Below are 24,721 nucleotides of genomic sequence, written 5' to 3'. Positions count from 1 at the left end.
GGTCTGGTTAGGGTAGCACCTTTCCGGACCATTTTTCTTTTTACCTACATGAAAAAACTACTTCTGTTAGTAGCCGCCGCCTTTTCGCTAGGCACTGCCACGGCCCAGACTACGGCCACGGTGCTGAGCTGCTGTGCCCGCCCGGCCACGACCAGCGCCACCGAGGCCTTCGCTATGCTGGCCACCGACAAGGACTTCTCGGGCGGCCACGATGCGCCGCTGCCCTACTCCTACGAGGGCGAAGGCCAGATGATTACCTTCAAAACCACCGACGGCCAGACCGGCCACGGCTTCGAGATTAAGAGCGCCAAGCCAAGCAACAAATACCTGTTCGTCATCCACGAGTGGTGGGGCCTGAACGACTATATCAAGAAAGAAGCTGCTACCTACGCCCAGGAACTGCCCGGCGTAAACGTCATTGCGCTAGACCTCTACGATGGCCAGGTAGCCACCACGCCCGAAGAAGCCGGCAAGCTGATGCAAGGCGTGAAGACCGAACGCGCGCAGGCCATCATTAAAGGCGCGCAGCTGTACGCTGGCCCCAAGGCGCAGTTTGCCTCGGTGGGCTGGTGCTTTGGCGGCGGCTGGAGCCTGCAAAGCGCCCTGCTCGGCGGCAAGCAAACCGTGGGCTGCGTGATGTACTACGGTATGCCCGAAAAGGACGTGGCCAAGCTCAAAACCTTGAACTCGGACGTGCTCGGCTTATTTGCGGAGCAGGATAAGTGGATTAATCCCGAGGTGGTGAAGCAGTTTGAAAAAGACATGGCTACCGCCGGCAAAAAAGTAACGGTGAAAGAATATCCTGCCGACCACGCCTTTGCCAACCCCTCTAACCCTAAGTACAACAAGGAGCTAGCGGCGGATGCGCACCAGCGCGCCCTGGCTTATTTGAAGGCTCGTCTCAAGGCATAAAAGCCTCTTGACGTACTAAAAAAGTGCCTGCTTCTTACGCGAAGCAGGCACTTTTGTATTCGGAAACAGGGTCAAGCTTTAGCGCAGCCCTGGGATGCGCGCCGCGAATGCCAGCTCCCGGCCACTGGGCGCGGCGGGCACGCCGGCAAATGGCAGCGGCCGGCCGGCCAGCAGCTGCCGCTGTATTTTTAGGAGTTGCTGGTGCAGCTCCTGCAAGGCCGCACCCAGGTCGGCCCAGCTGCCAGCTACGTAGTAGACAGGTGCTTCCACGGCCAGCAGGCTAGCCTCGGTTGATTCGGGCTGGTTCAGGTGCAGCACAGCGCTGGCTAGGGGTTGGTGAGCCGTCGCTTCGGCGGCGGCGGCGGCGTGCAGGTGGCGGGCCGAAGTCAGCAGGGCCGCGCCGTAAAAGTGCGGCCGCCCGCCGGGGGCGGCCAGCAAGCCCCGCTCGAACGTGGCGCGCGTGAACCGTTGCAGCAGCGCCAGCGCCGCTGGCGAAGTAGCCAATGCCCAGGCTTGCCCCAGAGCTTGCAGCGCGTCGGCGTAGCCGGGCTCCAGCAGCAGCGGCACCCGGCCGAAGAGGTCGGCAAACAGGTCGGGGCCGCCCGGCGGCTGGTCAAACTCGCTGAAGCTGCGCAGCCGCGACACTACCGGCAATTCGCGCCGGGCCAGGGCGGCGCAGTAGGTCGTTTCACTTATGGGTGCGCCGGTGAGCAGCAACGTCCAGCCCGTGCGCTGGTGTACTACCTGGCCGATGTGCGCAAGGTTGGGCAGCGCATCGCGGCGCAAACCCAGCTCGGCGAGGGCGCGGCCAAATACCGGGCTAGCCCAGCGGTGCAGCAGCGCCTGCTGGCGGTCGAACAACATCTTCCAGACCATGCCCGAGGCGGGCGCGGCGGGGTGGTGCGGGCGGGCAAGCAAGTGCAGTGACATAGCGGTAACGAAAAGGAAACACCAAAAAAAAGCCCGATTCCAGGTTTCTGGAATCGGGCTGTAAAGCTGAGCTGAACGGGCAGGGCGGCAGCATTTTTAGTTGCTGAGTGCCCGGGGCAGCTGGCCATGACGCGCGATTCCGAGGCCCGGTTTGGGTCGGTAATTCATCGCGGTAATGACTAGCTGGCGGCGGTTCATACGGTGGCAAATATACGGTTAGCTTCAATATCCGCAACTTTTCGACAGATTATTTTTCAATGTCCCCGCTGCCAGGTTCCTAGCTATTCGGCCAGCAGCCAGCGGTAGGCGGGCCCAAACTCGCGCCGCCAAAACCATTCGGCATGTTTGCCGTCGGCCGGGGCTTTGAATTCAATGTGATTAGGCTGCACTCCCTTAGCCAGCAAGCCATTACGCGCTTCCGTCATGAGTGGCAGCATGGTTTCGCTTTCGCCAGGACCCGCCACGAAGTAGAAACGGCTGGCTAGCGGCACGGGCCGGCGGCGCTCATAGGCCAGCATGGAATCTTTGGCAAACCAGATGGCCGGCGAAAACACGCCTACCCGCCCGAAGAGCATGGGGTATTTCAGCCCCGCGTATAGCGCAATGAGGCCGCCCATGCTGGCGCCGGCAATGGCCGTGTGGGCGGCATCGGGCCGGGTGCGGTAGTGCGCGTCAATATACGGTTTTAGGGTGAGCGCCAAGAAGTTGGTGTACTGGTCGCCTTCGCCGCCTTTCTTATACTCGGCGTTTGCCCAGGGCGAGTATTCGTCGAGGCGATGCGCGCCGTCATTGTCGATAGCGACCACAATGCACTCGGCATTGCGCTCACCCGCCGCCGCCAGCTGGTTTAGCGTTTCATCGACGCCCCACTCGCCCGAAAAGGACGTAGCCTCGTCAAACACATTCTGCCCATCCTGTAGATACAGCACGGGGTAGCGCTTGCGCCGCGCGGCAGCGTAGCCGGGCGGCAGATAGAGCCACACCCGCCGCGCCCGCCCGCCCAGCTGCGGCAGCCGGAATGAGTCGGTGAGAATATGCACGTTGGACGCCAGCGTATGCGGCTTGGGGCCAGCCGGGGCCGTACCGCCGGGGCGCTGGTCCTGCCAGCTGGCAACCTGAAACGTGAGCGTGGCGGGGCTAGCCCCAAACTCGGCGCGGCGATTAGCAACTGCTTGGAAGCTTGCATCGGCTTCGCTAGTGGCCCAGGAGCCGCGCGTAAATTTAAACTCCTGCGCGCCGCTTACCGTGGCCGGCAAAGTGAGCTGGTAGCTACCGTCGGCTTGGCGGGCCAGGGCGAAGCCGGCGGCACTGGGGTCCCAGTTAGTAAATGTGCCCGACACGTAGATAGGCTGGTCAGCCGGCGTGGCAGCGGGCACCGCCGTGAGGCGCAGCGTCGTCTGGGCCAAGGCCGGCACCAGCAGGAATGCGCCCAATAAGGGTAGCGCAGCTTTAGCAAACTTGCTCATTTGGCCTGCTGGCTACAAACCAGATTTTTTAGAATAATGAGCTGACCCAGAAATTTTCAGGAAGTTCACGGCTGGGCTAGCGAATGATATCGCCGCCCGTGCCGCGCTCCGACGAGTCTATTTTGCGCAGCGTATACACGGCCCGCACCGAATCGACTCCGGGCAACCCATTGACACTAAAGTCGATACGCGAGCCTTTTTTCTGAGGACCGCTCACAAAGTGGCGGTATTCCTCGGCCGATTCGCGCACCACATACAAATCGCCGGGGCTAGGCACTTTCAGGCGGGCGTAGGTACTGCGGCCATCGGGGGCCGTTTTGCGCCTTTCGCTGTTGGCCAGCAGGCTCACGCCGGCCAGGCGGTATTTCTGCGCATCGGCCGTACCCTTGGGAGGGTCGTAGTTGCCGAGCCCATCGATAAATACTTCGCGGCGGGCTACCAACTCTTCCAGCGGCGTAGTTTTCAACAGTGCCAGGCTTTTTTCGTCCATCAGCAATTGCTGCACGGCATTGGTGGGGCCGGCCTGCTGATAAAATACCAGTACGGGGTCTTTGAGCTTTATCCTATTGATAACGAGCGGCGGCTTATCATCCTCGGTCGAGGTTTCAACGCGCTTGGCGGCTTCAATAGGTGCCGGCGGTGGCGGCGGCGCCTTGGTTCCAGAACGACCTTTTGTGGTCGTTTTGCCAGGCACGGGCCGGCCAGGGGTCGGCCGCCGGGTTTGGGCGCGGGCACTGGCTGCCAGGAGCAGCAGCAACAAACTCAGCGCTAAAGAATACTGGAATGGTTTCATGAAAGCAGGCGAAATCAGCCAAAAGTACGGAGAGCGCTTCGTAGCTGGCAAATCTTCGTTGTATTAGTGACCGAGCGTTGGGGCTCGCTGATTTCTGCGTCGTTTTAAAACGCAAAAGCTAACTGTTGTTAGTAATGACGGCCGCTTGGCAAGTTTTGCCTGGTTAATTATCGGTTAGCTAGCACAAATTGGCAATTGGAGCGGGCATCTTTCCGAGCTTTATTCTTGGCCGGATAAGTTCTGAACAAATTAAATAGTCCTCACCTGCTTCGCCATTCTAGCCAATCCACAGCTCATTCTTCCAACTGTTTACCTAAGCAATTCATGTAGCAACTTACTAATTTTCATTTTATTAAAAAACACTTAAAACAATGTAAATTTTATTATTTTAAATTATTAGATTATTAAAATTTATTAACTTATAAAAAATATCTGGTCCCGAAGAAAGTCCTGCATCTTTGCCTTCGTAAAAAACCCGGTTTGTGCACACGTGCTAGCCAGGGGTTTTTAGTTGGTTTCTGCTTGGCTACTGGCTTATCTTGCCATGAATTCTAACAATTTTTTAACATTCTGCCATACTCAATCCGCAATCGATTGCAGGGCTTGCACACCCTTTTTCTTCTCTTTTGTTTAGGCTAGCTTCCTTCCTCAACACTGTCCTTTTTGATAGTTGTATTAGCTGGCAAAAAGCCTTTCTCTCCGTTATTTCTATTTCACTTTTCCCCACCCCAGTTTCAAGTTTATGAAACAACCCTACTTGGTGAAACTACGGTTTCTCCTTCTGTTAGTACTAGGCCTGACTACTTCGCTAGGCGCTTGGGCCCAGGCGGGTACCGGCACAGTAAGCGGCCGCGTAACCGATGCCAAAAATGGCGGCCTACCCGGCGTGACGGTGCTTGTTGAAGGCACTAACGTTGGTGGTTCTACTAATGCCGACGGTACTTATACTATTTCGGGCGTGCCGGCTGGTGGCCACACGCTGGTTATCTCCTTTGTGGGCTATGCTACCAGCCGCGTACCCGTGACGGTGCGGGCCGGCCAGACTACGAACGTAGCTGCCCAAAGCCTGGCTGAAAATGCTACAGCTCTCGGCGAGGCCGTAGTAATCGGCTACGGCACGCAGCGCCGCCAGGACCTGACGGGCGCGGTAGAGCAGATTTCAGAAAAGCAGTTTGTAAAAGGCCAAGTGACTAACCCTGAGCAACTGATACAGGGTAAAGTGGCTGGTGTGCAGATTACCACTGGTGGTGGTGCGCCGGGTGCCAGCACCCAGATTCTGATTCGCGGGGGCTCGTCGCTGTCGGCCTCCAACGCGCCGCTTATTGTCATCGATGGTGTGCCGGTTGATAATACCGGCCTAGCTGGTGCTTCTAATCCCTTGTCGCTAATCAACCCTAATGATATTGAGAGTATTACCGTACTGAAAGATGCTTCTTCGACCGCTATCTACGGGGTGCGTGCCTCGAATGGCGTTATCCTGGTGACTACCAAGAAAGGCGTGCAGGGCGACCAGATGCACGTAGCCGTCTCGACCCAGCAGTCGCTGGCCGCCCCGGCTAAGTACGTGCCAGTGCTCACGGCCGACCAATTCCGCTCGGTAGTAAAGCAATATGGCACCGGTAACCAGCAAGCTGTGCTGGGTTCAGCTAGCACCGATTGGCAGCGTGAAATCTACCGCACCGCCTACACTGCTGACAATAATGTGAGCTTAAGCGGGGCGGCAGGCTTTCTGCCCTACCGCATATCGACGGGCTATCTCTACCAGGAGGGCATCCTCAAGCGCAATGACCTGAAGCGCTACAGCGGCGCCCTGAACCTGTCGCCGGTATTGCTTGACGGTAACCTGCGTATCGACCTTAACCTGAAGGGCTCGTGGATTGATAATAACTTCTCGGACCAGAGCGCCGTGGGAGCCGCCGTCAATTTCGACCCTACGCAGCCTATCTACGCAGCAAATTCGCCCTTTGGCGGCTATTATGAGTCGACGGATGCCAGCGGCGCAATATTGCCCCTCGCTACCCGCAACCCGGTTGGCTTGGTTAATCAGAACCGTAACATCAGCACGGTACGCCGCAGCATTGGCAATGTGCAAATCAATTATAAGCTGCCTTATATTAAAGGCTTGAGCGCCAACCTGAACGTTGGCTACGACATTCAGCGCGGGCGCGGCAACACGTTAATTCCAGCCAGCGCGGCGTCTAACTACAACCGCTCCATCATGGTCAACGGCACCACGTATCGCGGCGGGGTTAACAACCAGTATGCACAGGACCTGAACAACACCATTCTGGAAGCCTATCTCAAGTATGAGAACACGGTAGGGCCTGGCCGCCTCGACCTGCTGGCGGGCTATTCTTACCAGAAATTCCAGAATCGCTCCTACGCTTTCGGCGACTACCTGGCCAATGGGATTGAGTACCAGCCCGCCTCGCTGTCTTATTCGGGTGATAATACCTTCCTCAATACCAACGTCCTGCTTAGCGTCTACGGGCGGGCTAACTACAACATCGCCGACAAGTATCTCTTTACGGGTACACTTCGTGCCGATAACACTTCCCGCTTTGCCGAAGGCAAGCGCACGGGCTACTTCCCCTCAGGGGCTTTCGCCTGGCGTATTAAAGGCGAGAATTTCCTGAAGGATAACACGGCTGTTTCGGACCTGAAGCTCCGCTTCGGCTACGGGCAAACGGGCCAGCAAGACCTGGGCCCTAGTTACTACCCCTTCCTGGCTTCGCTTACGCTCAGCAACCTGGCGGCGCAGTATCAGTTTGGCAATACTTTCTACCGCACCCTGCGCTCGGACCAGTACAACCCGAACATTACCTGGGAAACGACTACGACTTATAACGCAGGCCTTGACTATGGCTTCTTCGATGGGCGCTTCTACGGCTCGGTTGACGTGTATCGCCGCGATACCAAGAACCTGCTCAACTACGTGAATTTCCCTGACCTAGCGACGCTTTCTAACGCTGGCAACGCAAACGTGGGCTCGCTCACCAACCGTGGCGTTGAATTGATTACCAACCTGGACCTGGTGAAAGGTGATAAGCTCAACATCACGGTGAATGCTAACGCCACTTACAACCACAACGAGATTACGCAGCTCTCAGTTAATGGCAACGGCGGCGACCAGCTGACGGGTGGTATTGGCGGCGGCGTGGGCAACACGATTCAGATTAACCGCGTGGGCTACCCGGCCAACTCGTTCTACGTCAACCAGCAGGTATACGACCAGAATGGCCAGCCGCTGGAAGGGGTCTACGTAGACCGCGATGGCAACGGCGTCATCAACAGCTCGGACCGCTATATCTACAAGTCGGCACGCCCGCAGTGGATTCTGGGCGGCGGGGCCAACGCCAGCTACCGTGGCTTCAACCTGGCTTTCACGCTCCGGGCCAACCTGGGCAACTACGTATATAACAACTTGCGTTCGAGCAGCTACTACGACCAAAACTCGGCGGGCTTCGTAAGTAATAAGAACCAGGAATTCCTGGCCTCGCGCTTTACCACGGCTCAGTACTTTTCGGATTACTTCGTCGAAAACGGCTCTTTCCTGCGGCTGCAGAACCTGACGCTAGGGTACAATTTTGGCGAACTTATTAAGAAGGGCACCAGTTTGAATCTGTCGTTCGCCGCGCAGAATTTGTTCTTGATTACCAACTACAAAGGGCTTGACCCGGAGATAATTGGTGGCATCGACAACACGATTTATCCCCGTCCGCGCACGTTCACGGTCGGCCTCAACCTCGGCATTTAATTTTTCCCACCCATTTCCTTATGCAACGTAACCTAACCCGCACCCTGGGGATATTATCGCTGGCGGCCGGCTTGTCAGGGTTGTCTTCGTCGTGCACGAAAGACCTGAATCAGGTACCGACCTACTCGGCCACCTCCAACGTCGTGTACAGCGACCCAGCCCAGATTCTGCAAGTGCTGGCCCGACTCTACGCTACGTTTGCCGTGAGTGGGCAACAGGGCCCCGCTGGCAACCCTGATATTTCTGGCATTGATGAAGGTTTTTCAAACTATCTGCGCCAGTACTGGCAGATTCAGGAAGTAACCACCGATGAGGCCGTAATTGGCTGGAACGATGGCAACCTACCCAGCCTGAATACTTTGCAGTGGAATGCTGACAACGAGTTTGTCCGGGCTACTTACGACCGCGTCTTCTACGAAATATCCCTCTGCAACGAGTTCATCCGGCAGACCTCGGACGCTAACTTGTCGTCGCGCGGCATCACGGGTGCTACTGCCAACACCGTGCGTACCTACCGCTCGGAGGCCCGCTTACTGCGCGCGCTTTGCTACTGGCACGCTATCGACTTGTTTGGTGGTGGGCCTTTTGCTACCGAAGCCGATGCTATCGGCACTACGCCGCAGTATAAAAAGGGCGCGGATATGTTTACTTACGTAGAATCGGAGCTTAAAGCACTCGATGGCCTCGATACTTCCAGCGGCGCGCTTCTCGACCCGCGCGCCGTGTATGCCCGCGCTGATAAAGGCGTACTCTGGACGCTGCTTACCAAGCTTTACCTGAATGCCAAGACCTACACGGGTGCTGACCGCTCGACCGACGCAATTACCTACGCCAATAAGGTGCTCGGCGCGGGCTACAGCCTGAGTCCGAGCTACGCCAACCTGTTTTTGGCTGACAATAACACCTCGACGGCGCGTAACGAGATTATTTTCCCTATTACGTTTGATGGCACCCGCACCCAGACTTACGGGGGCATGACCTACCTCGTGCACGCGCCTACCGGCCGGGCCATTACGGCCTCTTCGGTTGGTATTGATGGCGGCTGGTCGGGCCTGCGCACTAAGCCTAGCATTACGGCGCTGTTTGGCTCGACTACGACTAATAATCCGACCGACGTCCGCTCGCAGATGTTTGTCTTCAAGGGCCAGAACCCCAACGTTGATACGCTGGGGCAGTTCACCAGCGGCGTGCTGATTTCGAAGTACCGGAACGTTACTTCGACCGGCACGCCGGGCTCGAACCTTACCTTCCCGGATACCGACTTCCCGATGTTCCGGCTGGCCGACGTAATGCTGATGTATGCGGAGGCTGTACTGCGTGGCGGCACGGGCGGCTCGGCTACGCAAGCCCTAGCCTACGTCAATGCCATTCGGGCCCGGGCAGGGGCAGCCCCAACCACAACCGGAGCCTTTACGCTCAACTCAATCCTTGATGAGCGCGCCCGCGAGCTGTTCTGGGAAGGCCACCGCCGCACCGACCTCATTCGCTTTGGCGTGTATACTACCGGCTACAACTGGGCTTATAAGGGTGGGGTAAAAGCTGGTAAGGACGTAGAGTCGTTCCGCTCGCTGTTTCCCATTCCGAATACCGACCGCGTAGCCAACTCCAATCTGCCGCAGAATCCTGGGTATTAAGGACGCTTTCTCAGGTCCCGAATTTCTTCGCTCAGGCGGCATGTTCGGGGCCTGAAGTTGCGCTTGCACAGAACTCTTCTATTTCTCACCCCCTTGCTTTTAAAGTTTATGACTAGTTGGTTTACTCGCCTGACTGCCGGCGTGCTTCTGCTGGCAGCGGCTAACCTCACCTCCTGTAAAAAGGATGAGTCGCAGGTAGTTATTAAGCCCACGGCTGCTCCGGCCCTTACGGCCTCAACTACAACCCCTAACCTTGCGCTGACGACGACGAACAGCAACGCAACGGCAGCTACTTTCACGTACACGGCTGCTAATTTTGGGTACCAGTCGGCTACGACCTACACGCTGCAGTTTGATAAAAAGGGTGGTAATTTCAGCAGCCCCGTTTCTTATCCTGGCGGGACCGCCGCTGGGGCCATCACGCTCACTACGGCGCAGCTCGTAAAAGTATTTACCAACCTAGGCTATACCTATAACTCCACTTCCCAGGTGGATGCTCGCGTGGTGGCAACGGTAGGCAACGCCAGTGCCCCGCAGCAGGCCTCGCCGGTCGTAACCATCACGGGCACCCCCACGCCGCTCTGCGTTGCCAACACCTTTGGTGGCAGCTGGAGCCTGATTGGTCCGGCCGGCGATGGCTGGTCGAGCGACCGGGCCCTAACGTATGACTGCTACACTCAGACGTTTACGCTGCGCTCTGCGCTGAACGCCGGAGAATTTAAGTTTCGGGCTAATAACGACTGGAGTGTAAACCTCGGCGGCAACGGCGATTTGAGTAAGGGGGCTGCTCTCACTACCAATGGCCCTAACCTTAGCATTGCTACCGCTGGCACCTACACCATTACCCTATCGGTCAACACGGACGCAAGCGGTGCCGTGGTAGGCGGTACGGCAGTAGTCAAGTAACACAAATAGTTTGTTCCTCGGTTTAGTGCGAAGGAGCCACTGTTAGGCACAGTGGCTCCTTTTTTTTACACCCCTCAGCGCACCAACACACATTGTATCTATGTTGGGCAGTACACCGTTACGGGGATTACCTCAGCTTTTACCGTTTTTTCTTTCTGCCTCATGCTTTCTAAAATTTTCTGCGGGCTCCTACTGAGCACTGGTGTGGCACTTTCGGCAATGGGTCAGACTACTGCTTCCGTTACGCCCCACGCTCCCAAAACACCTGCCACGCCGGCTTCGGCCAGCACTTCGGCCCGCGCTGAGGCCCTGACGACCAACATGAGCCAAGCCCTGGCTCTGACGCCGGCCCAGACGGAGAAAGTGCGGGCAATCAACCTAACGTCGGTGCGCAACGTGGAAACGGCCCGGCAGCGCTACCATGATAATCCTGCCAAGCTGAAAAGCTACATCGACGATGTGAGCCTAGCCAGGCTCGACCAGCTGAAGGATGTGCTCACGCCCGTTCAGTTCGCGCGCTACCAGCAGAAGCGCGAGGAAAAGATGGGCATCCCCACGCTGCGCGGCAGCCAGGGCACGCCCCCGCCCGGCCTACCCAGCAACCGAGGTGATGAGTAACCACCGCTAGCCAGTCTTACAGCTTGAGGGCCCGCAGCCGGGCCAGGGCCTCTTCGGTCTTGGCCCGGTTGTCTTTTTCTTTCTCTTCCACATCGACCGGATTGCGGGAGGTGTCGGCAAAAAAGGCCAGGATATTCTGGCGCATGGGCACAGATATTTCCTTGAAGTCGTTCTTGGCCAGTTCGCGCACCCATTCGCCATACGTGCGGTCGGCCAGGCTATACTCCCCGATTTTAGTGGGATGGCCGGTGTCGAAGTCAGTGTTGAGCAGGTCGGGGGCGGGCTTGGTAACGGCCATCTGCTCATTCGTAAACGTGCACAGCGTTTTCATCGTCTGCTGGAAGCTAGCCCGAAACAGGGCCTGAGCTTCGGGCGAGGGAGCGATAAACTTCAGGCTCTTTAGCTTGCCTACTTTGGGCAGAATGTCAATAATGCCCGCCACAATGCGCGCGCCAAGCTTGGGATGCTCATAAACGGTACCATATTCCTTTTCAAACTCATCCTTGCCCTGTTTATAGACGTAATCGCGGCGGCGAATACGACTGTTCACTTTGCGTAGCTGGTGGCGATTGGCCCGCCAGGCTGCGCGGCTAGCCAGCGGAATTAAGTTGCGCACGGCAAAGCGATAAGAGCCCAGCGCCAGGTCAACGTTGAAAATAATCTGCTTCAGTTCCAGGCCATAGGTGCGGGCAAAAGCGCGCTCCAGTGCTTCCTTACTGACCTTAAAGCCGATAAAGTCGTGATAGGCGGCCGAGCGGTACTTGCCGGCCGCCAGCTGCGTCACGTCGAAGGCAAACTCGGTGCGCCCGTGCGCCACCGGGTTTTGCTCGTAGGTAACTACCGGGCCGTATTCGGCCTTCAGCTTGGGGAAAAGCAGCGGCACTGCTTTATTGATACCCAGCTCGTGGCCGTAGATATCGGCCGCGTAGTGGGCTAGGGCGCCGAGGGCAAACGCGTACTCGTTGCGGTCGTGCGCTTCTTTCAACAGGTTCTCGACAAAGTCACCCGAGCGCACATAGTGCGTTAGGTTTGTGAATAGCTTAGAGCCAAACGGATAATAGCCCATGTCCTGAATAATAGAGCCGCCATAGGCATAGGCCTTGGCTTCGCGCAGCTCATCGGGAGTGCCGCCCGGAAATCGCCGCTCGATGGCCGGCCGCAGGCAAGGCAGCCAGCACGAGTCAATATTGGCTTGGTGGCTAAGCACCGAATAAGCCCGCGCCGGGCGCTGCGCCAGCAGCAATAGCCCTAGCAGTAGCGCCCCCAGCAGGCGCGATAAAAATGCAGATTTCATGGCAAAGCGTAAGGAAACTGCTCAACGGCAAAGCCTCCTCCCGCGTTGCACCGCCGAGCTTACCCGGTAGTGGGCTGATAGTCCGGGGCTAGCCCTGGCGGCGGTGCCAGCTGCCCCACTACCGGCCACACCGAGCTGCGAAACGCTACGGTGCGCAACCCCGCGAAAGGGAACGCCGGGCTTTGCGGCGGCAGTAGCATGGCCTGGGCCGCCTCCTGGCTCAGGGCCTCGCCCACCGTGCGCACGGCGCCGGCCGGCACCCCTAGCCGGGCCAGCTCGTGCAGCAGCGTGGCACCGTTGAGCTCAGCAATGCGCACCAGCAGCAGCTCTTCGAGGGCGGCGCGGTGGCGCACCCGCGCCGGGTTGGTGGCAAAGCGCGGCTCATCGGCCCAGCGGGGGCGCATCAGTACCAGGCACAGCTGCCGAAACTGCGCGTCGGTGCCGATGGCCAGCACCAGGCGCTGGCCATCGGCAGTGCGGTACACGGTGCCGTAGGGCACAATGCCGGGGTGGCCCGACCCTAGCGGCCGGGGGTCGTGCCCGGTCACGAGCCAAGTGGCACCCTGGTTGGCCAGCGAGGCTAGCGCGCTGTCGAGCAGGCTCACCGACAACAGCGCGCCCCGGCCGGTTTTCTCCCGCTGGTACAGGGCCGTGAGGATACCTTCCTTGAGCTGATGGGCGGCCAGCAGGTCGATGAGCGCCACGGGCATCTTCTGAGGCGGGTCGGCGGGGCTGGCCGCGTTGAGGTGCATAAAGCCGGTTTCGGCTTGCAGCACGGCGTCGTAGCCCACGCGGGGGCTAGCCGGGCCGTAGCCGGTGAGGTGCGCGTAGATAAGGCGCGGATTAGCGGCGGACAGCGCCGCATAGCCCACGCCCAGCTTCTCGGCATCGCCGGGCTTGTAGCTTAAGAGGAGCACGTCGGCCTCGGTGGCCAGCCGGTGCAGCGCGGCCTGCGCCTCGGGCTCGGTGAGGTCGAGCACCAGTGAGGCTTTGCCCCAGTTGGAAGCCGCAAAATAAGCCGATACCGAGCTGTCGGGGGCATCGCCGGGCGTGCGCCAGGTGCGGGTCACATCGCCCGTCGGGGGTTCAATTTTGAGCACGTCGGCCCCCAGCTCGGCGAAGAATTGGCCCACCTGCGGGCCGGCAAGCACGGCGGCCAGCTCCAACACGCGCAGGCCAGCGAAGGGTAAGTTGGGAGTCATAATTTATAAGCAAATAGGGCGCCCCAGCTGCATCGCCACCTGCGCCCGTGTATTACTATTACAACGGCTACCCTAGCGGCTATACTACCCCGGCGCGCGCAAAAATGGGGAATACAATTTCGCGCTCGTCCGCCCCCCACAGCTGCGTTAGCTCGTCGGCCACCAGCCGCACGGCATCGGCGCCGTCGTGCTGGCGGGCATAGTTGACCACCGCCGACCACGTGCGCAGGTAGTCGAGATACCACGCGGCCGACCACTGCCGGCGCACCTCAAAATGCGCCCGGCGCACCCTGGCGAAGGGAAAAGGCAGCCGCGCATACTCATCGAGCACGTGCCAGCGGTTGGCATCCCAGTACGGCCCCACGGTATCGTCGTGAAAGCGCCGGATGAGTGCATTCAGCTCCGGGCTAGCCGTCTGGCCCAGACCATAGCCCCACTCGGCCAGCACGGTGCCGGGGCCGGCCACCCGCCGCACCTCGCGGTGATAGGCCTCGGGGTCGAACCAATGCACGGCCTGGCCCACCGTGATGAGGTCAAAATACTCGTCGGGGAAGGGCGTGCGCTCGGCGGTAGCCACCTGATAATGCACATTAGGCAGCTTGGGGGCTTCGGCTAGCTGGCTGGCACTAAGGTCCGTAGCCTCTACATCGCGAAAGTACTGGGCCAGCACGGCCGCTACCTGGCCGTTGCCGGTGGCGCAGTCCCAGGCCCGCAGGCGGTTGGGCACTTGGGGCAACAGCCAGGCGTAGAGTTCGGGCGGGTAGTCAATGCGGTAGCGCGCGTAGTGCGCGGCCTGGGCGGAAAAGCGGTCGAGGGCCATGCCGGCGAAGGTAGGCGCAAGCGGGGCACTTATCCGGCTTACCTTTGTTCTAAATCAAGCGGTTTGCTGGCCCGGGAATGCACGGTCAGCCCCTATTTTTCACCTCATTAGCTGACCCGTTGACTTTCCACGATTTTAATCTTCACGACGACCTGCTGGCCGGCGTGGACGCCATGAACTACCTCAACGCCACGCCCATTCAGGAGCAGGCGATTCCGAAGATTTTGGCCGGCAAAGACCTCATTGCCTGCGCCCAGACCGGCACCGGCAAAACGGCCGCCTACCTCGTGCCGCTGCTTGATAAGATTTCGCACGCCAAGCACGGCACCACCTCCACGCTGGTGCTGGTGCCCACCCGCGAGCTAGCCACCCAGATTGACGAGCAGGTAACGGGCTTCGGCTACTTTGTAGAGGCCTCCTCCATTGCCATTTACGGCGGCGGCAAAAGCGAAAACTGGGAGCAGCAGAAGCGCGCCCTCACGAGCGGCGCCGACATTATCATTGCCACGCCGGGCCGCCTCATCGCGCACATGCAGCTCGGGTACGTCAAGTTCGACGACCTAAAGTATCTGGTGCTTGATGAGGCCGACAAGATGATGGATATGGGCTTTGCCGATGACATTCTGAACATCGTGCGCCAGCTGCCTAAGTCGCGCCAGACGCTGCTGTTTTCGGCCACTATGCCGAGCAAAATCCGCGACTTCTCGCAGCAGATTTTGCACGAGCCCGACGAGGTGCGGCTAGCCGTGAGCAAGCCCGCTGCCGGCATCAACCAGCAGTTTTACATGACCTTCGACCACCAGAAGCTGCCCGTGCTGGAGCACCTCATCAAGGCGCAGGACGTGCAGAGCATGGTGCTCTTTACCAGCAAGAAAGCGGCGGTGGCCGGCATCGTGCGCTCGCTCAATAAGCTGGGCTACCCGGCCCAGGGTATCAGCTCTGACCGCACCCAGGAGGAGCGCGAGGCCACCATGCGCGCTTTTAAGAACAAGCAATTTCCCATCCTGGTGGCTACCGACGTGGTGAGCCGAGGCATTGATATTGACTCGCTTAGCCACGTGGTGAACTTCGACGTGCCCCGCGCCGCCGAAGACTACGTGCACCGCATCGGGCGCACGGCCAGGGCCGCTACCACGGGCACGGCCATCACTTTCATTGCCGACCAGGACCAGGACCGTATCGTCAAAATCGAGAAACTCATCGAGCGCGAGATTGAGAAGCAGGCCATTACCGAAGGCCTCGGCTACGGCCCGGCGCCCGAGTTTGACCCCAGGCGCTTTAGCGGCCTGCGTGGCAAAACTGGCCCGCGCGAAGGCGGCCGGGGTGGCAGCGGCGGCCGTGACCGTGGTCCGCGCCGCGACGGCGGCACTGACTCGCGCCCGCCCCGCGCCGAAGGCGACCGCCAGGGTGGCCGCGACCGGGGACCCCGCCGCGACGGCGACGCCAAGAATGACCCGCAGCGCGCCGAGCGGCTAGCCCAGGCTGCCGCCCGCCTCGCCGCCATTGATGCCGGCCAGACGCCCGTAACGGCCTACGTAGCTCCGCCCCGCGAGGCCCGCCCGCCCCGCACCCCGCGCCCCGAAGGCGCAGTAGCGGGCGGCACTGAGGCCCCGCACCCACCACGCGAGCCGCGCGCTGAAGGTGAAGCGGCTAGCCCGCGCGCGCCGCGCGCCGAGGGCGACAAGCCCGAAGGGCAGCGCCGCCGCAAGCGCGGCGGCCGCAACCGGGGCGGTAAAGGCCCGCGCCCGGCAGATGGCACCATTCCCGCCGCTTCGGCGCCCGCCCCGGACGCCGAATAACCCGACTACTCTACGCAAACGCCCGGCTGACGCAGGTTGGCCGGGCGTTTGGCATTAGCACTCATTGCCCAAAACCGGGTGGTAGTTCTTTCTTGGTAGGGGCCAGCGAAAGGACTCGTAGCAGCTTACAGGACCAGCTAAGCCCTTGGAAAAATGAGTGCGGCAGGCTAGCAAAACGGCGCAGCTTTTCGGGGAAGCGGTCGCAACGTTTTCGTGCAAATGCGTGTCTTTTAAGCTGCTAGTACTGCCAGTGCAATCGCGCAAGGTAAGTCAGCGGAATTGATTTTTTTGTTTTTTATTCCCCGCACGAACTTCTACCTTTGTGCCCCTTATTGAAGTCCCCCGCGCTCTGACTAGCCTGTTTGTGAATCGACCGTTGTTGCTCCTGCTGCCCGCGCTGGCGGCCCTCGGCCTCACTACGCAGTGCCAGTCGAGCAAGCCGGCCGCCGTGGCGGCCACCACTGCCCCCGCCGCCAGCCCGGCCCCGGCCAAAGACTATCGCTACGAGACGGCGCCCAACGACCCGCTCGGCGTGCGCGTGTACAAGCTGGATAATGGCCTGACGGTCTATCTGTCAGACTACAAGAACGCGCCGCGCATCCAGACCTACGTGGCCGTGCGCGCCGGCTCGAAGAACGACCCGGCCACCGCCACCGGGCTAGCCCACTACCTGGAGCACATGGTGTTTAAGGGTACCTCAAAGCTCGGCACCAAGGACTGGAGCAAGGAAAAGCTGGAGCTGAATAAGATTGAGGCGCTGTACGAAACCTACCGGGGCGAGCGCAACGACCCGGTGGCCCGCAAGCGCACCTACCACCAGATTGACTCTATTTCGGGCGTGGCCGCGCGCTACGCCGTGCCCAACGAGTACGATAAGCTAATGGGTAGCATCGGGGCCAAGGGCTCGAATGCGCACACCTCGAATGAGGAAACGGTGTATCAGGAAGATATTCCGAGCAACCAGCTCGAAAAGTGGGCCGCCGTGCAGAGCGAGCGCTTTCAGGAAATGGTGCCGCGCCTGTTTCACACCGAGCTGGAGGCCGTATACGAGGAGAAAAACCGTGGCCTGGACTCCGATTTTAGCAAGGAGTTTGAGGCGCTGAACGCTAGCCTCTACCCCACCCACCCCTACGGCACGCAGACGACCATCGGCACGATTGAGCACCTGCAAAACCCGTCGATAACTGAGATTAAGAAGTACTTCGGCCAGTACTACGTGCCGAATAATATCGCGCTCTGCCTGAGCGGCGACCTGGACTACGACCAGACCATTCGGCTGATTGACAAGTATTTTGGCGGGCTAGCCAGCAAGCCGGTGCCGGCTTTCAATCCGCCGGTGGAAAAGCCCATTACCGCGCCCATCGTGAAGGAAGTGGTGGGGCCGCAGTCGGAAAACGTGATGCTGGGCTACCGCTTTCCGGGCAAGGCTACCCGCGACGCGCTGCGCCTGCGGATGCTGGACAAAATCCTGACCAACGGCCAGGCCGGCCTCTTCGACCTCGACCTGAACCAGCAGCAGAAAGTGCTGCAAGCCCAGACCTTTGCCGACCTCAACGACGACTACTCGACGCACGTGCTCTACGGCACCCCGCGCCAGGGCCAGAAGCTGGAAGAGGTACAGGCGCTGATGCTAGCCGAGGTAGCCAAAGTGAAACGCGGCGACTTCCCCGATTGGCTCATCCCGGCCATCGTAAACAATGAGAAGCTGAGCCGCACCAAAAGCTACGAAAGCAACGAGGCGCGAGCCAGCGCCATGTACGAGGCCTTTATCGAGCGCGTAAGCTGGACCGACTACCTCAAGCAGAACGAGGATTTTGCCACCATCACGAAGGCTGAAATCGTCCAGTTTGCCAACGACCACTACGGCCCGAACTACGTGGCCGTGTTCAAGCGCACCGGCGAAGACCCGAATAAGGTGAAGGTGGTGAAGCCAGCCATCACGCCGGTGCCCGCCAACCGCGACGCGGCCTCGGCTTTTTACACTGAGGTATCGAAGCTGCCTAGCACCGAGCTGAAGCCGGTTTTCCTTGACTATAAGAAGGATATTCAAACGGCCGACATCAAGCCCGGCCTGCCGCTGTACTACACCAAGAACACCGAGAACGGCCTGTTTAGCCTGTTCTACGCCATCGACCTCGGTACCAATAACAACCCGCTGCTCGACGTAGCCACAGATTATTTGCAGTACCTGGGTACCGGCCAGTACTCGGCGGCGCAGCTCCAGCAGGAGTTTTACAAGCTGGGCTGCTCGTTTGCCGTCAGCAGCAGCCAGGACCGCGTGCTCATCAGCCTGAGCGGGCTCGACAGCAACCTGGAGCCGGCCATGCAGCTGTTTGAACAGCTGCTCAACAACCCGCGCCCCGACGCGGCGGCCCTCAAAAACCAGGTGGCCGGCATTTTGAAGCAGCGCCAGGATGCCAAGCTCAACAAGGGCGTGATTCTGAATCAGGCCATGCTAAACTACGCCAAGTACGGCCCGCGCAATCCGTTTACGAACATGGTGCCGGAGGCGCAGTTGAAGGCATTGAAGCCCGAGCAACTGACGGCTTTGCTGAAGTCGCTGCCGACGTATCAGCATCGGGTACTGTATTATGGCCCGCGTGAAGTCAACGACAACCTTGGCTATGTGACCACCCCTGGCATTGCCAAGTTAATAAAGACCGTTCACAAAACGCCCGCTAGCCTCAAGCCCGTGCCGCCCGCCAAGGACTTCGCCGAGCAGCCGCTGAAAGATAAAAAAGTCTACTGGGTTGACTACAAGATGGTGCAGGCCGAAATCCTGTTCCTGACCAAGGGCGATACCTACGACCGCCTGATGGTGCCCACCGTGGCGCTCTACAACGAGTACTTCGGCGGCGGCATGGGCAGCATCGTTTTCCAGGACTTGCGCGAGAGCAAGGCGCTGGCCTACTCTGCCATGTCGCGCTACGCGAACGCCGACAAGACGGGCCGCTCGAACTACATCCTCAGCTACATCGGCACGCAGAGCGACAAGCTGCCCGAGGCCATGGCCGGCATGGAAGGCCTGCTCACCGATATGCCCCTGGCCGACGCCAACCTGGTGATTGCCAAGCAGAGTATCCGCAACAGCATTGCCACCGACCGCATCACTCACGAGGGCGTGTTGCTCAGCTACGAGCGCGCCCGCCGGCTAGGCCTCGACTACGACCTGCGCCGCGACGTGTACGACCAAACCCAGAATATGACGTTTGCCGAATTGCAGAAATTTCAGCAGGCCAAGATTCGGGGCCAGAACCAGGTTATTCTGGTTATCGGCGCCAAGGACCGGCTGAATTTCAAGGAGCTGGCCAAATACGGCACCGTCCAGCAACTGACCCTGAAAGAGATTTTTGGGTATTGATTTTAAAGAATGCCGTTTTTCATTGCGAGCCTGCGAAGCAATCGCACCGAAACGACACCCGAACGACAACGTTCTGGTGCGATTGCTTCACAGGCTCACAATGACAGGCGGGGCTAGCCACGAACAAAGCTAGCACTGAACGAGACTTCCCACCTGAACTTGACAACTGACTACTAGACAATCTTTTTCCTCATGGCAGAGCAAAAAATCACCATTAAAAATGGCAAGCTGAATGTACCCGACCAACCGACCATCCCCTACATCGAGGGCGACGGCACGGGTCCGGACATTTGGCGGGCCTCGCAGCGCGTATTCGATGCCGCGGTTGAAAAAGCCTACGGCGGCAAGAAGAAGCTGGTGTGGAAGGAAGTGCTAGCCGGTGAAAAAGCCTACAAGCAACTCAATAACTGGCTCCCGAACGAAACGCTGGAGGCCTTCCGCGAATACCTGGTAGGCATTAAAGGCCCGCTGACGACGCCCGTGGGCGGCGGCATCCGCTCACTCAATGTGGCCCTGCGCCAGGAGCTGGACCTCTACGCCTGCGTGCGCCCCGTGCGCTACTACGACGGCGTGCCCTCACCCGTGAAGCACCCCGAGCTGACCAACATGGTCATCTTCCGCGAAAACACGGAGGACATCTACGCCGGCATCGAGTACATGAACGGCACGCCGCAGGCCCAGAAAATGCTCGAATTCCTGCAAGACGAGATGGGCGTGAAGAAAATCCGCTTCCCCGAGTCGTCGTCGTTCGGCATTAAGCCCGTATCGAAAGAAGGCACCGAGCGCCTCGTGCGCGCCGCCATCAAGTATGCCTTGGAGCACAAGCTGCCGTCGGTGACGCTGGTGCACAAGGGCAACATTATGAAATTTACCGAAGGCGCATTCAAAACCTGGGGCTACGAGCTAGCCGAGAAGGAGTTTGGCGCGAAGGTATTTACCTGGGCGCAGTACGATAAAATCGTGGCCAAGCAGGGCCAGTCGGTAGCCGACGCCCTGCAAAAGCAAGCCCAGGACCAGGGTAAGCTGATTATCAAGGACAGCATCGCCGATGCCTTTTTGCAGCAGATTTTGCTGCGCCCCGCCGAGTACTCGGTAGTGGCGACGCTGAACCTGAACGGCGACTATATCTCCGACGCGCTGGCCGCCATCGTGGGCGGTATCGGCATCGCGCCGGGCGCCAATATCAACTACCTCACCGGCCACGCCATCTTCGAGGCTACCCACGGCACTGCGCCCAAGTACGCCAACCAGGACAAGGTGAACCCCGGCTCGGTTATCCTCTCGGGCGTAATGATGCTCGAGCACCTGGGCTGGAAAGAAGCCGCCGCCCTCATCAACAAAGGCCTCGAAGCCGCCATCGCCAGCAAGCGCGTCACCTACGACTTCGAGCGCCAGATGGAAGGCGCTACCCTGCTCAAAACGAGTGAGTTTGGCGACGAGATTATCAAAAACATGTAGTAGTTTGGCAATCGCCAATTAATATAAACCCCCGCGTTGGCTGAGAGGCTGGCGCGGGGGTTTTCTTTTAAATGAAAAAGATTAGAAATTAATAATGACAGAGGTGCAGTTATTTACATGTGAAAACGATTATGGCGTAGTTTTCGATAACTCTCTTAGTGAAGTTTCAGATTACTTTTCCACAAATTTTGTGGGGTTCGATTTCTTAACTTTAACACAAGACATTGATAGCTTCGCAAGTGACAATAGCTTGTTTTTTGATTTTATAGCTGCTGGTATTAATGCGCAAACATTTCATATGGAATGGGTTGCGCGAGATAATTCAACTTATGATTTTTTGCTGGAACGGACACTTTTACTAAGAGATGGTGTGAGAACGGCAATTCACGATATATTTACTTTACCAGAGAGATTACAGGGACAGGGAAAAGCCAAAGTAATATTACTGGCTTTTTACAAACAGTATGTATCAGCTTCTATTCAACGCATAGAAGTACTTGCAGGTAAATTTATTGGTGGATATGCATGGGCTTTGTATGGATTTGAAGCTACTGAGCCTACAACTGTAGTAGAAATTATAGAGCTTGGTCGGGCTCACCCAGATATAACTCTCGCCCAGTCGTCTCTCCACTTAAAGATTTTTGCCGATTTTTATGCCCAGAATCCGCCGGATGCCCCCTTCCCTATGCGCGACCTAGCAACTTCTCCAGGAGGAAAGTCGTTATTAAGAGGAAGAAGTTGGAACGGTGTATTAGATTTGCAAAACTCACTGAAACGTGAGCTATTCGAAACCTACTTAGGACTCATATAACCTTTTACAATTATGATTGCGCAACTCATTGCTGATGCTCAAGCAGTTAAACAAAAGGAAGAGCCTATATGCACAGTAGCAGCGCGAAAGAGTCGTACCTGGTCCGCCTTAGACGTTGCCGCTCGAGGCACGTTAGAGAGAGAACAAGCGCTATTAACCTACTGTGTTACAGAAGAGGACTTAAAACTTTTCGAGCCGAGATGGCATGAATTGAAAAGCCGATAAATTATGAGCAGCACCCTTACCAGGGTGCTGTTTTTGTTTGCAGCCATATCACAAACTCTCTCCGTCATGACCTCCCCCACTCCCGACGACAACCACCTACGCTTTCCCATTGGCCGGCCGCAGCTGCCTACCGCGCCCCTCACGCCGGCCGGGCGCGCCCTGTATCTGCAACAGTTGGCCGAGTTTCCGGCGCTGCTGAAGGCGGCCGTGGAGCGGGCCGGGCCGGCGCGCCTGGAGCAGCCCTACCGCCCCGGCGGGTGGACGGGCCGGCAGGTGGTGCACCACCTGGCCGATACGCACCCCAACTTATACAGCCGCTTTCGGCTGGCGCTCACGGAGGACAACCCAACCGTGCGGCCCTTTGATGAGCAGGCCTGGGCCGAGCTACCCGATGTGGCCGTGACGCCCCTAGCCGTGTCGCTGGAGCTGCTGGCTAGCCTGCACGTGCGCTGGGTAATGCTGCTGGAGCAGCTGAGCGAGGCGCAGTGGCAGCGTACCTTCTACCACCCGCGCTACCAAACCACTAGCACGCTGGAGCAAGCCTTGGTGCAGTACGCCTGGCACGGGCGGCACCATTTGGCGCACCTGGGGCTGCTAGGGGCGTAAGTTGCCGTGTGGCTGAGCAATAGCAAACCCGCCGCAGCGGTGTAAATTTCGGCGATGCTACTCCCGCCCCGTTTTTCTGTCCGCCGAGCTGCTGGCTGCCTGCTAGCCTGGCTGCTTTTGACCGTTTGCTTCGTTAGCCGGGCGCAAAATGCGCCGCCCGAAAAGCCTAAGGTGACGCGCATCCTGTTTCTGCTCGATGCTTCGGGCTCGATGATGGCGCCCTGGGAGGGCCAGCCGCGCTGGGAGGTAGCCAAGCGCCTGCTAGCCAAGATAGCCGACTCGCTCAATGCCTACCCCAATTTGGAGCTGGGCCTGCGCGTGTACGGCCACCAGCACGCCAACGCCGAGCAAAACTGCGAAGACTCGCGCCTCGAAGTGCCCTTCGCCCCCAAAAATGCCGCCGCCATCAAGGCCCGGCTCAAGACGCTGAAGGCGCAGGGCAACACCCCCATTACGTATTCATTGGAACAATCAGCCAAGGACTTTCCGCTGGATAAAACCTCGCGCAACGTGCTGCTGCTCATCACCGACGGCGTGGAGTCGTGCAAGGGCGACCCCTGCGCCGCCTCGCTAGCATTGCAGCGCAAGCGCGTGTTTCTGAAGCCGTTTGTGATTGGCATCGGGGCCGAAAAGGACTTTGGGCGCTCGCTCGAATGTCTGGGTAAATACTACAACGCGGCCGAGGTGAAGACCTTCCAGACGGTGCTCAACGATGTAATTGCCCAAACGCTGGCCAAGACCACGGTGGCCATCAACCTCACCGACGAGGCTGGCCGGCCGGTGGAATCGAACGTAAACATGACGTTCGTCAACAACGTGACCGGGCAGCCCGAGTACAACTACGTGCATTACCGCGACGCCCAGGGCAAGGCCGACGTGCTCGACATCGACGCCTTGCAGAGCTACGACCTGGTGATAAACACCGTGCCGGCCGTGCGCCAGCCCAACCTGGTCATTAAGGCTGGCAGGGCCAACGTCTTGAATTTCAAGACGCCGCAGGGCACGCTGGTGCTTCAGCCGGCTACTATCTCGCCTAATCCCTACGGCGGGGCAGTGCAGGCGGTGGTGCGGGCGGCGGGCAGCCCAACTACGGGGCTAGCCCTGCCGTTTGGCACGCGCCAGAAAATGCTGGCCGGCAACTACGAGGTGGAAATACTGACCCTGCCGCGCAGCACCCAGCGCGTGAGTGTGCACCAGGGCCAGACGACAACCGTGACTTACGCCGTGCCCGGCACCCTCAATATCACGTCCGACCTCAAAGGTTTTGGCAGCATCTACAAGCTCAACGACGACGAGTCGCAGACTTGGATTTATAACCTGCCCGAGGCCAGCAGCAAGGTGAACCTGGCCATGCAGCCGGGCGCCTACCGGCTGGTGTTTCGCACGGCTACCAGCACCGGCAGCAAGTTTACGGACGTGCGAAATTTTACCATTCGCTCGGCCCAGACGACTTCGCTGAGCATTTTCGGGCGGTGAAATCCGTTTGCCAGCCAGCCATTAAACCCTGGCTTATTTCCGGCGTCCAACCCGCACAATCGCCCCCATCCTGCGCTTGGAAGACCACGAAATCCTCGCCAAGTTTCACGAGCCGGCCAGCCGCAACCTGGCCTTTAACCAACTGGTGCGCAAGTATCAGCAGAAGGTGTATTGGCACGTGCGCAAGATGGTAATCGACCACGATGACGCCGACGACCTCACCCAGGACGTATTTGTGAAGGTGTTTCAACACCTAGGGAGCTTCCGGCAGGATGCCCAGCTTTTCACCTGGATTTACCGCATCGCCACCAACGAGTGCCTAAGCTTTCTGCAAAGCAAGCGGCGCAAGTTTTTGCTGCCGCTCAATGACGTAAGCGCCGAACTAGTTGCCAAAATTGAGGCCGACCCGGCCGTGGCCGGCGATGAGATTGAGCTGAAGCTGCAAAGGGCCATTCTGCGCCTGCCTGACAAGCAGCGCCTCGTATTTAACCTGCGCTACTACGACGAAATGCCCTACGAGCAAATGGCCGAAGTAACCGGCACCAGCGTGGGCGCGCTGAAGGCCAGCTACCACCATGCCGCCCGCAAAATCGAGGAATACGTGACCCAGGCCGACAACCCGGCCATCAACTCCGACGAAGCCGCTTAAACTT

At 58.8% G+C, this 24,721-nt stretch carries 18 protein-coding genes; 12 read left to right on the top strand and 6 right to left on the bottom strand.

Features of this window, described 5'->3' with window-relative positions; all coding sequences use genetic code 11:
• Positions 1-48: 48 nt before the first annotated feature.
• Entirely contained in the window at positions 49-912 is an 864-nt protein-coding gene (locus GKZ68_RS04175) for a dienelactone hydrolase family protein (RefSeq protein WP_173110995.1), read from the top strand.
• Between the two features lie 78 nt (positions 913-990).
• Here the strand turns inward: GKZ68_RS04175 and GKZ68_RS04170 are convergent, their stop codons facing one another.
• The 3 genes from GKZ68_RS04170 to GKZ68_RS04160 all read right to left on the bottom strand — a co-directional run bounded on the left by GKZ68_RS04170 (position 991) and on the right by GKZ68_RS04160 (position 4,101).
• Complete coding sequence (locus GKZ68_RS04170; protein ID WP_173110993.1) at positions 991-1,842, bottom strand: hypothetical protein; 852 nt, start codon at positions 1,840-1,842, stop codon at positions 991-993.
• Positions 1,843-2,123: 281 nt separating this feature from the next.
• Positions 2,124-3,308 (bottom strand): alpha/beta hydrolase, encoded by a 1,185-nt coding sequence (locus GKZ68_RS04165; RefSeq protein WP_173110991.1) that lies wholly within the window; start codon positions 3,306-3,308, stop codon positions 2,124-2,126.
• Between the two features lie 76 nt (positions 3,309-3,384).
• The gene (locus tag GKZ68_RS04160; protein WP_173110989.1) at positions 3,385-4,101 is read right to left on the bottom strand and encodes a hypothetical protein; all 717 of its coding nucleotides are present in this window, start codon (positions 4,099-4,101) and stop codon (positions 3,385-3,387) included.
• Between the two features lie 742 nt (positions 4,102-4,843).
• On the opposite strand from GKZ68_RS04160, the gene GKZ68_RS04155 reads away from it, so the two are divergent.
• The 4 genes from GKZ68_RS04155 to GKZ68_RS04140 all read left to right on the top strand — a co-directional run bounded on the left by GKZ68_RS04155 (position 4,844) and on the right by GKZ68_RS04140 (position 11,016).
• The gene (locus tag GKZ68_RS04155) at positions 4,844-7,858 is read left to right on the top strand and encodes a SusC/RagA family TonB-linked outer membrane protein (RefSeq protein WP_173110987.1); all 3,015 of its coding nucleotides are present in this window, start codon (positions 4,844-4,846) and stop codon (positions 7,856-7,858) included.
• A gap of 20 nt (positions 7,859-7,878) precedes the next feature.
• Positions 7,879-9,492 (top strand): RagB/SusD family nutrient uptake outer membrane protein, encoded by a 1,614-nt coding sequence (locus tag GKZ68_RS04150; protein ID WP_173110984.1) that lies wholly within the window; start codon positions 7,879-7,881, stop codon positions 9,490-9,492.
• 108 nt (positions 9,493-9,600) lie between these two features.
• Entirely contained in the window at positions 9,601-10,398 is a 798-nt protein-coding gene (locus GKZ68_RS04145; RefSeq protein ID WP_173110982.1) for a SusE domain-containing protein, read from the top strand.
• A 162-nt stretch (positions 10,399-10,560) separates the two neighbouring features.
• Positions 10,561-11,016 carry a hypothetical protein gene (locus tag GKZ68_RS04140; RefSeq protein WP_173110980.1) on the top strand — a complete coding sequence of 152 codons (456 nt, stop codon included), beginning with the start codon at positions 10,561-10,563 and terminating at the stop codon, positions 11,014-11,016.
• A 16-nt stretch (positions 11,017-11,032) separates the two neighbouring features.
• Here GKZ68_RS04140 and GKZ68_RS04135 read toward each other — a convergent pair whose 3' ends face one another.
• The 3 genes from GKZ68_RS04135 to GKZ68_RS04125 form a co-directional block, all read right to left on the bottom strand.
• Positions 11,033-12,310 (bottom strand): zinc dependent phospholipase C family protein, encoded by a 1,278-nt coding sequence (locus GKZ68_RS04135; protein WP_173110978.1) that lies wholly within the window; start codon positions 12,308-12,310, stop codon positions 11,033-11,035.
• A 59-nt stretch (positions 12,311-12,369) separates the two neighbouring features.
• Positions 12,370-13,512, bottom strand: a complete 1,143-nt coding sequence (locus GKZ68_RS04130) for a CaiB/BaiF CoA-transferase family protein (protein ID WP_254244157.1) — start codon at positions 13,510-13,512, stop codon at positions 12,370-12,372.
• Positions 13,513-13,591: 79 nt separating this feature from the next.
• The gene (locus GKZ68_RS04125) at positions 13,592-14,332 is read right to left on the bottom strand and encodes a class I SAM-dependent methyltransferase (RefSeq protein WP_173110976.1); all 741 of its coding nucleotides are present in this window, start codon (positions 14,330-14,332) and stop codon (positions 13,592-13,594) included.
• Between the two features lie 173 nt (positions 14,333-14,505).
• Between GKZ68_RS04125 and GKZ68_RS04120 the strand changes: the two genes are divergently transcribed.
• The 7 genes from GKZ68_RS04120 to GKZ68_RS04090 all read left to right on the top strand — a co-directional run bounded on the left by GKZ68_RS04120 (position 14,506) and on the right by GKZ68_RS04090 (position 24,717).
• Entirely contained in the window at positions 14,506-16,131 is a 1,626-nt protein-coding gene (locus tag GKZ68_RS04120; protein WP_173118159.1) for a DEAD/DEAH box helicase, read from the top strand.
• A gap of 364 nt (positions 16,132-16,495) precedes the next feature.
• Entirely contained in the window at positions 16,496-19,492 is a 2,997-nt protein-coding gene (locus GKZ68_RS04115) for a pitrilysin family protein (protein ID WP_254244156.1), read from the top strand.
• 192 nt (positions 19,493-19,684) lie between these two features.
• The gene (gene icd, locus GKZ68_RS04110; protein ID WP_173110974.1) at positions 19,685-20,950 is read left to right on the top strand and encodes an NADP-dependent isocitrate dehydrogenase; all 1,266 of its coding nucleotides are present in this window, start codon (positions 19,685-19,687) and stop codon (positions 20,948-20,950) included.
• A 94-nt stretch (positions 20,951-21,044) separates the two neighbouring features.
• Positions 21,045-21,761 carry a hypothetical protein gene (locus GKZ68_RS04105; RefSeq protein ID WP_173110972.1) on the top strand — a complete coding sequence of 239 codons (717 nt, stop codon included), beginning with the start codon at positions 21,045-21,047 and terminating at the stop codon, positions 21,759-21,761.
• A gap of 291 nt (positions 21,762-22,052) precedes the next feature.
• Positions 22,053-22,592, top strand: a complete 540-nt coding sequence (locus tag GKZ68_RS04100) for a YfiT family bacillithiol transferase (RefSeq protein ID WP_173110970.1) — start codon at positions 22,053-22,055, stop codon at positions 22,590-22,592.
• Positions 22,593-22,709: 117 nt separating this feature from the next.
• On the top strand, positions 22,710-24,068 hold the full coding sequence (locus tag GKZ68_RS04095) for a VWA domain-containing protein (protein ID WP_254244155.1): 1,359 nt from the start codon (positions 22,710-22,712) through the stop codon (positions 24,066-24,068).
• A gap of 76 nt (positions 24,069-24,144) precedes the next feature.
• The gene (locus tag GKZ68_RS04090) at positions 24,145-24,717 is read left to right on the top strand and encodes an RNA polymerase sigma factor (protein WP_173110966.1); all 573 of its coding nucleotides are present in this window, start codon (positions 24,145-24,147) and stop codon (positions 24,715-24,717) included.
• The last annotated feature ends 4 nt before the right edge of the window (positions 24,718-24,721 follow it).

Source organism: Hymenobacter sp. BRD128, from assembly GCF_013256625.1.
GTDB lineage: Bacteria > Bacteroidota > Bacteroidia > Cytophagales > Hymenobacteraceae > Hymenobacter.
This window is presented reverse-complemented; position numbering and strand designations above follow the sequence as displayed.